The 13,706-nt window shown below is 55.5% G+C and carries 13 protein-coding genes; all 13 read left to right on the forward strand.

The window, feature by feature from the left end; genetic code table 11:
* Nucleotides 1-221 precede the first annotated feature (221 nt).
* Nucleotides 222-542 carry an H-NS family nucleoid-associated regulatory protein gene (locus C8C96_RS23905; RefSeq protein ID WP_158605796.1) on the forward strand — a complete coding sequence of 107 codons (321 nt, stop codon included), beginning with the start codon at nt 222-224 and terminating at the stop codon, nt 540-542.
* A gap of 302 nt (nt 543-844) precedes the next feature.
* Nucleotides 845-1,204 (forward strand): hypothetical protein, encoded by a 360-nt coding sequence (locus C8C96_RS23910; protein WP_147455727.1) that lies wholly within the window; start codon nt 845-847, stop codon nt 1,202-1,204.
* Nucleotides 1,205-1,212: 8 nt separating this feature from the next.
* Entirely contained in the window at nt 1,213-3,108 is a 1,896-nt protein-coding gene (gene traD, locus C8C96_RS23915; RefSeq protein WP_121944214.1) for a conjugative transfer system coupling protein TraD, read from the forward strand.
* 2 nt (nt 3,109-3,110) lie between these two features.
* Nucleotides 3,111-3,719 (forward strand): DUF4400 domain-containing protein, encoded by a 609-nt coding sequence (locus tag C8C96_RS23920; RefSeq protein ID WP_121944215.1) that lies wholly within the window; start codon nt 3,111-3,113, stop codon nt 3,717-3,719.
* On the forward strand, nt 3,716-4,390 hold the full coding sequence (locus C8C96_RS23925; protein ID WP_121944216.1) for an EAL domain protein: 675 nt from the start codon (nt 3,716-3,718) through the stop codon (nt 4,388-4,390). The genes C8C96_RS23920 and C8C96_RS23925 overlap by 4 nt, the downstream gene beginning before the upstream one ends.
* Before the next feature lie 83 nt (nt 4,391-4,473).
* The gene (locus C8C96_RS23930; RefSeq protein ID WP_121944217.1) at nt 4,474-4,908 is read left to right on the forward strand and encodes a lytic transglycosylase domain-containing protein; all 435 of its coding nucleotides are present in this window, start codon (nt 4,474-4,476) and stop codon (nt 4,906-4,908) included.
* Nucleotides 4,909-4,928: 20 nt separating this feature from the next.
* Nucleotides 4,929-8,678, forward strand: coding sequence for a hypothetical protein (locus C8C96_RS25245; protein WP_233584373.1), 3,750 nt, complete (start codon nt 4,929-4,931; stop codon nt 8,676-8,678).
* Nucleotides 8,679-8,829: 151 nt separating this feature from the next.
* Nucleotides 8,830-9,435, forward strand: coding sequence for a hypothetical protein (locus C8C96_RS24755; protein ID WP_147455728.1), 606 nt, complete (start codon nt 8,830-8,832; stop codon nt 9,433-9,435).
* On the forward strand, nt 9,432-9,710 hold the full coding sequence (gene traL / locus C8C96_RS23940) for a type IV conjugative transfer system protein TraL (protein WP_121944218.1): 279 nt from the start codon (nt 9,432-9,434) through the stop codon (nt 9,708-9,710). Before C8C96_RS24755 ends, traL begins: the two co-directional genes overlap by 4 nt.
* Nucleotides 9,707-10,513: a TraE/TraK family type IV conjugative transfer system protein gene (locus tag C8C96_RS23945; protein ID WP_121944219.1), complete on the forward strand. Its 807-nt coding sequence runs from the start codon at nt 9,707-9,709 to the stop codon at nt 10,511-10,513. The genes traL and C8C96_RS23945 overlap by 4 nt, the downstream gene beginning before the upstream one ends.
* Complete coding sequence (locus tag C8C96_RS23950) at nt 10,513-11,628, forward strand: type-F conjugative transfer system secretin TraK (protein WP_121944220.1); 1,116 nt, start codon at nt 10,513-10,515, stop codon at nt 11,626-11,628. Before C8C96_RS23945 ends, C8C96_RS23950 begins: the two co-directional genes overlap by 1 nt.
* Nucleotides 11,625-13,181, forward strand: coding sequence for a TrbI/VirB10 family protein (locus C8C96_RS23955; protein ID WP_121944221.1), 1,557 nt, complete (start codon nt 11,625-11,627; stop codon nt 13,179-13,181). The genes C8C96_RS23950 and C8C96_RS23955 overlap by 4 nt, the downstream gene beginning before the upstream one ends.
* Before the next feature lie 5 nt (nt 13,182-13,186).
* Nucleotides 13,187-13,690: a type IV conjugative transfer system lipoprotein TraV gene (gene traV, locus C8C96_RS23960; RefSeq protein ID WP_233584380.1), complete on the forward strand. Its 504-nt coding sequence runs from the start codon at nt 13,187-13,189 to the stop codon at nt 13,688-13,690.
* Nucleotides 13,691-13,706 lie beyond the last annotated feature (16 nt).

The raw sequence follows: 13,706 nt of genomic DNA on the forward strand, positions 1-13,706 counted from the left end.
GGTAGCACGCCAACCCAAAAGGGTGCCGAAAAGTAAGCAAAAACATGACGTTTAGCCCTTCGTGGCCCAAAAGGGTGCCCTTCTTCAGCGATGTCGGTCCCTGGTGACGAGAAAGGGTGCTGATGAATTAGCAGTGGAAATGCAATTAAATGTGCAATAGAATTGCAGTTAATTGCGCCTAATCCAATGGAGGAATTGCACGCATGCAACCAGGACGCGTCATGACATCCGAAGAACTGGCTGAGGCCCTCGCAGAGCGAGAGAGGGTCGAGGCAAAGATTGAAAAATTCCGATTGGCCGCGCTGGATGATGTGATCCAGGACGTTCGCAAGACTATTGAGCTGTACAAGCTAACTCCCACCGATCTCTTCCCAGATGTGAAAGTTGTGCCACGCAACACGTCCAGGCGCGCAAGCGCGCGACCCGTTAGATATCGGAACGAGAAGGGGCAGACATGGGGTGGCGGCGTTGGTCCAAGGCCGCGTTGGATCAAAGAAGCTTTAGCGCGAGGTGAGGACATCGAAAAGTACGCGGTCACCTAGCCTTGTTACCGTAGTGATTTCAAGACGAGAACCTTTCATGGTTCTCGTTTTTTTTGGCTCGTAAAAAGGTCGCTCAAGGTAAGAACGCGTGAAGCAGGGGGGGGGGGAGCGAGACGACAAGTCTTGACGATGCTGTACATGCATCGTGAGCCCCCTGGATTGAGCAGAAAAATCGAAAGGTCTTGAAAATCCGCGCTTTTTAGGGGTGGTCTGGCTAGGACCGGTTGATATTCTCAATACACGTTTGTGAACAGGAGATACGTGTGTGGATGTTTGACGGGAGCCCAGAACATGTCGGTGCCATGGTACCTGACGCTTCGGCCCAGGACGGCGGCTACATCATGGTGTTCGTGCTGGAGAGTGGCTCCCCGAGGATCGTTGCCACTCGCTTTCCGGCCAAGAATGTCACCAGTTGGAAAAGCCGATCTGCACGCTACGGCGGCGAGACTTTGAACCGTGTTTTGGTCACCAAAGCACACCCTCGCTACGAAAAAATCAAGCGACTGCTGGCGCATCAGCTTTCCATTGATGATGAAGGTAACGCAAGCCCTGGTCCATTGACCATTGAGTTGATTCGCACCAAGGTGGACAGTTTGTTTGACACGCTGACGCCTGAGGCCGCTCGGCCGCTGTCGGCTGGCACGTTGTCGGCGGCGCACTGAGGATTGACATGGCGGAGCAGCTCTTCGACTTTGACAACCCTTGGCGCCCAAACTACGAGGCTGGTCAAACCCTCGGTTGGTTCGGAGCTGTTGGGATTTGCATTGTCTCGGCATGGTATCTGCCACTGCCGACGACTTTTGCAACGGTTGCAGCAAGCGGTTGTTCGCTCATGGGCTTTTACCGGATGGCTAAGGCGTGGACACGGCACTCCGACATGGCCCGAACAAATTTCACTGGCAAAACGTTCATTGATATCGAAGGGTTGAAGAAGGCATCGAAGGGAGCGATCAAGCGTGACGAGTTATGGCTCGGCAATGGGTATCAATGGACCGATATGGTGGCCCAGCGTATGCATGCGCTGATTGCCAGCGGGGTCGCCAAAACATTGGGCAAAGAGGCGCTCAGCAAGGACGGTAGCTATTGGCTCCACGGGCTGGACAAAGAGGACGACATCACTGTTCCACTAGAGTTGCTGGAAGGTCACACCCTCATCGTAGGGTCTACCGGGGTGGGGAAGACGCGTCTATTTGACCTCTGCATCGGACAGGCCATCCTTCGAGGGGGCCCAGTGGTGATCATTGACCCCAAGGGCGACCAGGGACTCGCGGACAACGCCCGGAGGATTTGCGAATCACTTGGTCAGCCAGAGCGGTTCGCATACTTCAACCCCGCTCATCCAGACAAGTCCGTCAGTCTCGATCCTCTCCGCAACTGGAATCGGAAGACGGAGCTGGCCTCTCGGGTGGCTGCATTGATTCCCTCCGAAACAGGTGCCGATGCGTTCGTTGCTTTCGGCTGGAAAGTGCTCCAAGACATTTGTGCGGGCTTGATCGCTACTGGAGAGCGCCCGAACTTGGTAAGCCTCCGTCGCTACATCGAGGGGGGACCAGATGATCTCCTGACAAAGGGCCTCCTCTTTCACTTCAACCAGAAAGTGCCCAATTGGGAGAAGGGCGCTGCGAGCTATATCAAAACCTCCAAGGCGAAGAACAAGGGGCCTGAAGCGGTTCTTCTTGCGTACATCGCCTACTACAAGGAAGTGGTGATTCACGAGTGGCCCAACGTTGATTTAGCTGGCCTGATTTCGACGTATGAACACAACCGGGATCACTTTCAAAAGATGGTGGCCTCGCTCATCCCAATTCTGTCGATGCTCACTGCAGATCCTCTTGCAGAGCTGCTATCGCCCAAGCATGAGCCCGGGAGTGAAAAGGTGGTCTTGGATATGTCCAAGGTCATCCGAAACAACATGGTTCTGTACATGGGCCTGGACTCACTCGCTGACCCAACGGTTGGCAGTGCAATTGGCTCCGTGATGCTCGCTGACATGACCGCAGTTGCGGGCGACATCTACAACTACGGGCTGGACAAGAAGAAGCCCATTGACGTGTTCGTTGACGAAGCGGCAGAGGTGATCAATACGCCGACCATCCAGCTGCTCAACAAAGGTCGTGGGGCGGGTTTCAGACTCACTGTGGCAACTCAAACCTTTGCCGACTTTGCAGCTCGGCTTGGCGATGAAAACAAGGCGATTCAGGTCCTGGCCAACACGAACAACAAAATTGCTCTAAGGGTTCAAGATCCGAGAACCCAGCAATTGTTCGCGGATGGGATTCCCAAAATCAAAGTGCAGTCGATGTCCGTCAGCTACGGGCATAACGTTGCATCTGATCCCAGCGAGCACTACGACGCGTCATACAAAGAGCAAGCCTCGGCTGAGGAAGCCGATCTGATACCACCACCGGTATTGAGTGAGTTGCCGCCGTTGCACTTCTACGCACGCATGTCGGGTGGACGGACTTTCAAGTCTCGCATTCCCATCCTCTTGACCAATGGGCCTTTGCCAAAGCCAGCTAGGCCGCGTTTCATCACCATGTTCACCTCTCTGTGGGGGGGAAAATAGTCATGGCAGAAAAGGGGAAAGAGGGAAAGCCTTCGCTTGCTTCATTGACGCTGGTCGTTGTGCTCTTTGGCACCCTGGCAGTTCTTGTACTGTTGCCGCTGCCTATCTTCAACGCAGTGCGTGACGCTGAGCAGCGCCAGCTCGTAGCGTGGCTTGGGCATGAAACTGACCAATGGATCATGGAGCAGATCTTCTCTTTGCTGGAGACGGTCAATCGAGAAGTCGGTCATGCTTTCGAAAGTGCTGAACTCTCGGGAAACGAAAAAGTTGATCGTTGGTTGATGGAGCGTGCATTCGCAGGCACTGTCTGGACACATGTAATCCTGTATCGGGGCGGAATGCTCTTGATGTGGACGCTTTTTGCTCTTCCCTGCATTCTGGCCGCTATGGCTGATGGCCACTATCGCAGACAGATTGCCAAAGCGTCTTTCTCCTCACAGAGCCCCATGCTGCACAAGCGTGGGGTGGACCTTGCCAAGTTGGTCGGAGTGTCGTTGGTCGCTTGGCTATTCGTGCCTATCTACGTCTCAACGTGGGTGGCTCCATTGGCAATCGCCGGTCTTTCTTTTGCGTGGTGGCTATGGGTTGCAAATCTTCAGAAGCGCCTGTGAATGTCAGTGCTCTCGCAAACTTCCGCGTTCAGCCCATGCTCGCGTGTGAGTCGCACGAGATCCTGGGGTTTGAGTTGCTGTACAGGCATCGGGTCGATTTCACCAACCGCCGCCAGATGCTTGAGGTTGATATTGCAGCACTGAAAGCGGCGCGGTTCCTTTGCACGGCCTACAAGTCCAAGCTCAGGGTTCATTGCAATGTCGAGGCCTCGTCAATGCTTAATCTGGATTGGGTGGTGGCGATGGCCGAGCACATGGTTCCTGGAATGGTCATCGAGATCGTGGAGAGAAACGAGCTGATCCGTCACCATTGGGGATTCCAGCGCATCAAGAACCTCTGTGAGGGCATACGAGGCCTCGGAGGTGAAATTGCGCTGGATGATGTTGCCGGCACAGACTTGGAGGAGCGCATGATCGAAGTGTTCAGGCCGAGGGTTCTGAAAGCAAATGATCGTTCGGGTCTCGATTTCATCTCCAGCTTGGGAACTGGAGCCATCGTGGTTGCGGAACACATTGAGTCCTCTGAGATCGCAACGCAAGCGGTCAAGCTCGGAGCCAGCGAGTTGCAAGGCTACTGGTGCGATGTCCTCAAAGAGCATGAGGTGCCGCGAATTCTGACTCCACCTGGCGTAGCGGCCAGAAACCGACAGCTGCAATTGGCTGCGGCATGAATCGCTCACAAAATCGAAAAGCTCGGATTTTGCTTACTTTTTAGGGGTGGTTTGAGGGGGGCGACTTCGTAGCATCAGATGCTATGAAATCGTGGTTCATCTCGTTCGCGCTCTTCTTTTTCTCGTTCGCCCACGCTGCCTGCTTTGAAGAGGCTGCGCAGCGGTATCAAATTCCGGTCGAACTCCTCAAGGCTATATCGACTGTCGAGTCGAATGGAAATGCAGGCGCCATCAACACGAACAAGAACGGTTCGGTTGACTACGGGCATATGCAAATCAACGACTGGTGGCTCCCGAAGCTGGAGCCATATGGCATCACCAAAGACAAGCTGGTTGAACCCTGCATCAACACCAATGTCGGTGCTTGGATCTTGGCTCAAAGCATTGCAACGCATGGCTTCACATGGAAGGCCATCGGTGCATACAACGCAAGCACTGGTTACAAGCGGCTGATCTACGCCCGCAAGGTCGAGCGCGTGCTGGAAAAGATCAACAGCGTTCAGGTAGCAAAGAAATGACCACCCACCGGGAGAAGTTCATGAAGCAAAGCCATCATCTGCGTGCAACCGCTGCAGCGGCCATCATCCTCTGCAGCGGATACATGTCGAGCGCGCAGGCCGCGCTCGTGTCTTCGGTCTGTGAAGTCAATGGCACCAACGTCTGTGATGCCGGTAATCCGACCATCACGCCATCTGGTGTCTTGACAATTCGTGGCTATGCATTCGACATGGCGACGGGTGACAGGCCCAGTGATCCTGTGACCGGATACGTGCTGCTACGGAATGACGATACGTTGGTCAACTACAAACTGCCAATTCAGCGCGTAGAGTCTCGACCAGATGTGATCGCGGACAAGATCACTGGTGAGTTCACGGAGGCCCAGTATCCCGTTCTCAATGCTGGCTTCGTGGCCCAGGTCATATCAGCATCTCTCCCTGCGGGGACCTACTCAGTCCAAGAGGTTCGAGTGGGTATGAAGCAAGGACTTGTCCAGAGCCTGCCCCTCGACCGTGCGGAAATCAAGGGCCGCTTCACGATCTCGGATGCTCAATCCCCCCTCAAACTCATACAAGGCGGGAATGAGATCCCACTGAAGATGGTGCGCGGGTCCAGTGGGGCGGTACTGGCGACAGGGTATCCTGCACTCCGCGATGGACCGATGACCATCAAGGCCACCGTGAATGCGGGCGCCACCGTGGCCGAAAGCTCCGTGAACTTCACATACAAGAGACCCGAGCTTGCGGTTCCAGTATCTCTCCCCATCGTCCAAGACTTTCCAGGCATCAGCACCCGCCTGGCACCGATCAATCCGTTGAACAATCGTTCGCTGGATGTCGCTGCTTTGCCTGTCGTTGTCGATTCCGGCAGCGTCGAAAGCTTAAAAGTCAATGGACAAGATGTGTCCCAATCTGCCGCCTTCGAGCTTCCTCGCCAAGCCAACGTGGCAGGGACCTATCCAGTGCTTGTGGGCGATTCAACCGATCAAGAAGCTGCACGCGATGTGCGACTGTGGGTCAATCTACCAGATGCACCTAACATCGTTTTGCAGACCACAGCGTGGAACCCTGCAAGCAAGATCAAGGTTTCTCAGTCTCACACGAGCGTGGCTATCAAGGTTCAAGACGCAGATGTGCAGGCAAAGCTTGAAGGCGCAAGCAAAGAGACTTGCAACACGTTGAGCATGATTCGCCCCGACTACATGCTGTCGCAGACGGCCGGTGTGAATTGCGCTATCCGCTTCGGCGCGCTTCCCGAAGGTATGAAGTACAACCCGTATGCTGCTAACGCGCTTCGCGGGTCGTTGCCTTTGGTGGGCGACAACACCATCGAGTACACACCGGGCGTCGTCTACACCAATCCAGCTACGCGCCAAACAGCCTTCTACCCCGTGAAGAGCGGATCTGGGTCAGTCACCATCGCAGGGACAACCCCAAGTCCCATAGCGCTGACATTCAAAAACGACAAGCTGCTTGATACCTTCTACGCCAAGAACTCGGCACAGTTCCCTGGAAAGATGTTTGCGACCGTTGACAAGTCGCAGCCCCGTTCACTGGGTATCGTGAACGTCAAGGCCGGTTATCGGGAGATCACAACGCGGGTCACTTATCCCGGCGACTCCGTAAAGGAGTTCAACAGCTCGATCCCTGAGTCCAACGTGGCGCTGGTCATGCAGGCTGATACGCCGTGGGCCGAAAGCAAGGTAAAGGTTGAGTCCTGGTACCAGCGAGCTCCTGAGTTCAAGACAGTGCAAGAGTTCGATTTCATTGGAGTACCGCAGGGCCCTCTGGTTGATTTCGAGAAGACCTTCACCTCACACGACCAGGCCGAAACAACCGTGAGTGGCTTTATCGGGATCGCTCGTGGTCAGACGGTGGTTTTTGAGCCCGAGTCGATGGGTCAATGGCAGGTCACCATCAAAGATGAGAAGTCTGGCGCATCCATGTCCACGGCAGTTCCAGTAGACGCCGAAGGAAAATTTAGCGTGAACCTTGGGCGCTTGACCGCTGGTACCCGTTTCATCGTGGCAGAGGCGCGCATGGTCAACGATGGCGCGGTCATCAACAGCGCGGTAACCTCTAAAAGCCGTGCCCTGGTGACTGCTGCAGGTGACGTTATCGAAGCGACTTTGACTGCACGGGCGACAAGCGGAAAAGTGCCTTTTGCGCAGACCCTGAATGCCAACGTCAAGAACGCCAAGATGCTTGCCAATGTGAAGGCAGTGGCATGGGAAGTGCTGGGCGAGGATGGCAACTGGACACGCGTCATGCGCACGGAAAGCATTGAGCAAACCGGGGTGAACTACACCGTCCGAATGGAGAGCGTGGGCAGTGCCACCTACCGTGCGGTCTTGGTCAACAAGTATTCCGGCGCTGAGTTCAAGACTGAACCGCTGACACTCACGGCATTCGATGTGCCCACTTTCACCGTCACCGCACCAGGCGTGGTGCTGGTTGGCCGTCCTGTTGAGTTGAAGGTTCAGGCTCAAGAGGGATTTGACGCCTCCTACCAGTGGCGGATCATCACCACTGGTGGTGTTGAGCAGGTTTCGGGTGAGAACACACCGACTCTGACTTTCACGCCTACCGAGATCAAGAACTACTCCATTGAAGTGCTGGGGCGTGCAGCGAGCGCGCCGGATAACCCAGCTGCTGACGTGAAAAAGACGATTGGGGTGAAAGCCGTCAATCCTCTGGCGGCCAGAGCCTCGTTGCAGGGGCCGTCTTACGTCGAGGCCGGAAAGCAATACACCTACAAGGCCATCATCAACGATGTGGTGCCCACTACTGCCGCCAAGTCCTACGAGGTTCTGGGCTACTGGATGCTTCCAGATGGAACGCGCGTTGACGGTACAGATCTGCTGTACACGCCAGCGCCAGGGGATAAGGTGATCAGCTACTACACCTATGTGAAGGGCTATCCAGAGGAGACCACGGCGGCTACCTTGAGCATCAAGACTTGGGCCTACAACTGGCCCAGCACTTGGAGGATCAAGTTGGTACCTCAAATCACGGATGTTCCAGCCGTTGTGAAGTATTACGTGGAAACCCCCGACTTCGATCTGAAGAGCCTCAACGGCGAGCCGCTGTCGTACACCTGGTCACTTCCACAAAATGTGACTCGCAGCAGTGGTAGCGATGTGGCGGGAAATCTGTCGATCACAAGCCAAGGAACTTACCAGCTTGCACTGCAAGTGAGTGACACCCGTGGGAATGTGACGAACGTTACTTCGGACGAGTTCACGATTCTGCCTCCTGCAAGCGTGCAGACACAGGCCTCCATTGTTTCGAAGTATCCGGGTCAGTTCTTTGCGCCTGGGTCCTATTACCTGGGCCTAAAAATCCTGGGCATGCCTCGGGGAGACTCCTTCCTGCGAAATGATGTGCTCATCAATCAGACAAAGGTTGGTGAATTCACCGGCACAGGCCACTACGTGAATTTCCAAACGCCTGGACAGTACGAGGTCACAGTCCGCACGATCACGCGCGCCGGGAACTATGGGGAGCAGGCGCTTCCCGTTGAAGTGAAAGACCCTCCGAAGCCTGTTTGCGTTGTGAAGCAAACGAGCACTTCCAGCGGTGTCCTGCTCACGCCAGAGTGCCAGGTCGATGCGGGCGTACTGCGCACTACGACTTGGAACTACACACTTGATGGAGTCGCCCAAAAGGCTACTTCCAAGTCTTTTGCTGTACCCAAGGCATGGCTGGGAACCACCAGGTTGACAGATCTGCGGGTGTCAGTTGATACCGACCTCGGCGCTATTACTGAGCAGCCAGTCACCATTCAATAGTCTTTGTAGACATAAAGCCGTCCTGGGAAGGACGGCTCCCAGCAGGGGTGCTAAACGTCACGTTTTTGCGTGCTTTTCGCACCCCTTTTTGCATGTTCGGCCTCGTAATATCTGTGCTACCGCTCAATGAGCACATGCAGAGGATAGGCCGGTGAAACTTCGAATCTTGGGGCTGATTTTGGTAGCTACTGCTGCCGTTGGCTGTGCCCCTCAATTCATTGATGTTCCGCCCACTCAGCGAAAAGCTATGTGGATTGAGCGGGATGCAATTACTACGCATGCCGCAATTGGCAATTCTGAGCAATCAGAAATTGTTCTGAGCAACGTGGCAAATGATCAGCGCCTGAACCCTGAAGAGCGCGTCATTTGGGTCTCAGGCGTCGATATGAAGAAGAGCAGGCTCCAACGCACTATGGAGCGAATTGGCGATTCTGATGCAGAGAGCAATGCAATTCGAGTTGCGCAGAACTCGGCAATTGTTGAATCCCATTCTTTCACCGTTGTTGGTTCTTCTCTCGGCGCTAAGGGCCAATTGAGTATTCAAAAGTTCAAAGCCAATGAAACCGGACGGTTTTATGTGGAGTTTTTGAATGATGGGCCAATGACTGAAGAGCGTGTAAATCACATGATGACCGCATGGCGTGAACTGGCTGCACGCCTGAAAGAGCGTGGATTGAATACCGCAAACGTAATCATGGGCGGCGCCAAATATGAGCAGCCAATTAATGCCATTGTGCTTGTGAAGGTTGGGAAATGACTGAAAAACCAATACCAAATCACGTTGACGACCAAATGCAGGTTTTCTTCTGGGAAATTGACGAGTTCTTCCCTGCGCTGGTGATTTTTGTTGTGCTCTTCATGTGGGACCAACTGATGTTGGGCCTCATCTCCACCTACGTGTTCGTGAAGCTGTTCGGCCGCTTCAAGAACGCACGCATGGATGGTGTTCTGTTCCACATGGCCTGGTGGGCAGGACTCATGTCGATGAACAAACGCTTCGACAGTGGCGCTATGCGCGAGGTGCATCAATGAAGTTCAAAGATGCAATGCGCAACATGCGCGAGCTGCAGCTGATGACGAAGGGATTGCTCCTTTCCAACATCATTCTTGGCGCGGGTTTTGTCTGGGCACTGGCGACTATATCTGGCGAGCGCGAGCGCATCGTTCTGGTGCCCCCCATGCTTGATGCAAAGGCTGAGGTTGCATGGAATTCGGCCAACAAGGAATACATCAAGGGCTTCGGGATGTATATCGCCACGTTGGTGGGGAACATCCAGCCGAAGTCTTCGACGGTGGTATTGGATGCCGTTTCGGCATTCATGGACCCACAGATCTACACCGAGTTTCGCCGTCAGCTTCTGACGCTGATTGAAGACCCAGTTTTCAAGGCCTCGGGTTCGGTGATCACCTTCCAACCCAACTCGATTCAGTACGAGCCAGAAACGAACCGCGTATTCGTCACTGGAACGCTGATTACGGCCACCTCTGGTTCGCAAAAGTACCAGAAGCAGGTCACCTACGAGATGGGCATCACGATCCGCGAGGGGCGCCCGTGGGTTTCCCACTTCCTCTCCTATGAGGGAACCATTCCACGAACAGTGTCCTGGCACGTCAACCGCAGCTCGCGTGAAGGTGTCGAGATACCCGAATACGCAACACCTGCGCGCTACCGCAAGAAGCAATCTGCTGCAGACAAAGCGAATGAGCAGCTTCTCGATCTCGACGGGATGAAGCCAGTTGGCACTCCCATCCCAGAGGGCACTGGTGCAGTGCAAGAAGTCGTTGAGGGCGTGTCCAAGCCCGTCAAGGAAACCGAATCTAAGGAGCAGAACTGATGCGATCAACGAAGGCGCGAGTCTCGGCGTTGCTGTTGGCCGTAATGGCTGGATTTGCATTCGCGAACGACGATGCTGCAAAGGCAAAGGAAGCTGTTGCGCAGACGAAGGCAGCAATTGATGCTGAGCTTTCGAAGCCACTGTCCAAGCCATTGGCTCCGACAGTCGTCCAAGAAGCTTCCCGCATGGCCGGGGCAGAAGCACCTACAGGGTCCAACCGGTTTGTCGAACGTCCCAACACAGGGGACTCGAAGTTGGTGCGCACAGCTCCTCCTGTTGTTCTTCCCAAGGGCCCACTTGGAAAGCCTCCCATCGATCCCCTGAAGGCGATTGCAGAGGGGCAACGTGAGGGTGGTGTTGGGCTTGATGCGGTACAGCGCGAAATCAACCTCCCAGGCCTGAAGAAGGACGATCCGAGCCTCAAGCCATTTGTCATTCACACCCGCAACGGTGTCAATGAGATTGTTCGCATGTCGAGCAAGTTGCTCAACCGTATTGCCACACCCTTTGGTAAGCCGGTGGTGATCGACACCTCGTCCTCCATGGCGAAGGTTGTTGGCAGTGATGTGTATTTCATCCCCAGCGGTGAGCAGCCAATCGGCCTCTTCATCGTGGACCAGGCCAACACCTCGCAATCCATCTCGCTCACGATCATTCCTTCCGGTGCCATCCCAGGTCAGTCGGTGATCGTCAAGCTGGAGGATCTGCGCGCTAGCAACAGTGTCGCCTCATTGAGTGAAGAAGAGGCAGAGATCACCACTCCTCGCGCCAGTGATTACATGGGCTTCATCCGGTCGCTGATGGCTCAGGCAGTACGCGGCAAGGTTCCTGGCTTCAACCCGGTTCCGTTGGAGGGCGGTGTAGCACGCATGGGCCCCTTGCAAGTGACTCCTGAAATCGCGTTTACCGGTGCGTCTGTAGATCTGTATCGCTACCAGATCGTCAACAAGTCAGGTCAGAACGTGGACCTTACGGAGACAGCTTTCTATCGCAAGGGCATCAAAGCCGTTTCCTTCTTCCCCAACATTGCGCTGAAGCCTGAGCAATCGGGGTATGTCTTCCTATTGGCGGACAAGCCCAAGTCTGCGGCGAACTTGGCAATGGAGGCGCAATGAGCATCACTCAATCGCTCAACAACCTGCAGCCCAAGACGCGCAGGATTGTCTTATCTGTTGCAGCTATCAGCGTGGTCGTAGGCGTGTCGTGGGTGCTGACCAACCTGACGGAGCGCAAAGCTGCTCGCACTCCCCGTGCGAACAAGCCGGAGGTAACGGTCGTTAGCCCGCAGCGCGCAACGGGAGTGGAGCAGTTCGGCGCACGGTTCGACGGGATGGAAAAGTCCTTCAAGGACATGCACACGACTTTTGAGCGCCGTCTGTCCAATCTGGAAGATTCAAAGAAGGCAAGGCCAGAGGGAGCACCTCCAGAAGAGGGCGGCGCAACACGTTCTTCCGAGCCGACTGTTCCCCCACTGGAGCCCGGTACGAGTGTCTTTGATGCTCCCGCCGCAAAGGCACCCACTCTGCCACCGCCGCCACCGGTAGCGCACTCTGCACCTTCCATAGCGTCCCCATCGGGTGGCGTCCCTAGTGCGCCTGGAGCGCCAAGCGCAGAGCCAGCCAAGGCCGAAGTACCTGGTGCCGCAACCATTCGGCTCCTTGGCGAAGGCGGCGAGATGGACGAGCAAAAGGCTGAGTTGAAGCTGAATACTGCGGCGACCGATGCCAAGCCCAAGAAGCGGCGCGAGAACGAAACGGCATACATCCCTGGTGGATCTATGTTCCCCGGCGTTCTCCTGAATGGTATGGACGCACCAACGTCCTCGGTTTCGCAGAAGAACCCGACACCAGTGCTGATTCGGGTGAAGAAAGAAGCGGTCCTGCCGAACTTCGCATCCATCGATGTCCGAGAGTGTTTCGTCATGGGTGCTGGTTTTGGCCAGCTCGCATCCGAACGCGCACTCATCCGCACTGAAAGCATTGCCTGCGTGCGCCATGACGGCAAGGTGTTCGACACCAAGCTGGAAGCGTATGTTGTCGGTACAGACGGCAAGGTTGGCATTCCAGGTCGCCTCGTCTCTAAGCAGGGTCAGATGATTGCGCAGTCGTTGCTTGCCGGTGCTTTGGGCGGCATCGGCCAGAGCCTGACGCGTTCAAAGGTGCCAGCGATCAACATCAATCCAGGCATGGACGCCAACTTGTACGAGTCGGACTCGCTCTCGTCCATCGCGCAAGGGGGGCTGGCTGGCGGTATCTCTTCCGCCACCAACATGATCGCCAAGTTTTATCTCGACATGGCGAAAGAGACATTCCCTGTGGTTGAGACACAGGCTGGTCAGGTGGCAACCGTCATCGTCACGCGCGGTATGAGTCTCCCCCTCAAGGGATCTACGTCGCTGGAACGGTATGTCGAACCCAACGGGCAAAACGGATCGCGGCCTGTCGCTGCCCGTGGTCAACGTGATGAAGACGATGACCACTCCGGTACCCCAACCGCCTTCCACAACTCACAGGCTGCTGCCAAGCAAGTTGGGGCAGGGTCCAACACGGCGACTCAGATTGGTGCGAACGCACAGGCTGCAACGGTAGTCGGCGCCCATCAAGTGCCGGTCGCAATCCCTGGCGTCAATGCGCCTGCCGCAAAGCCATCCACAAAAGCTCAATGGTGAAGCAAATGCTCAATTCATATCGCCCTGCGGCGCTCGTTTCCTTGTTTGCGGTCGTTGCACTGACGGGATGTGCGAGCGCTTTGAACACTGCGTCCGAGTCCAAGTTCGCTTGTGACGCCTCCACCAACAACTGCCCGACCCCTCTGGAGGTCTACCAGGCCACGCACAACACGCCCAAAGCCATTCGTAACGGAAGAACGCCCGACGAGTGGAAAACGGGGGCCAAAGACAGCGGTCAGATCAAGCAGCAAGACCCCACTGAGGAGCTTGCACGCGACCTGACTGAAATCGCACCCTCATCACAACTCCTGACTGCGGCCGAGCCCCCTGCGCGCCCTATTCGTCAGGCGAGTCAAGTGATGCGGATATGGGTGGCGCCGTGGGTTGACAGCAGCGACAACCTGAATTGGGCCACGCATATCTACACCGAGGTTACGCCGAAGCGCTGGAGCTACGGCGAACAAGAAGTGAGGCATCAAGGGATGCCCGCTGGATTCATCCCCCGTTAATTTTTCAACCATGAGG

Origin of the sequence: Acidovorax sp. 100, from assembly GCF_003688355.1 — a bacterium.
GTDB classification, from domain to species: Bacteria; Pseudomonadota; Gammaproteobacteria; order Burkholderiales; family Burkholderiaceae_C; genus Acidovorax; species Acidovorax delafieldii.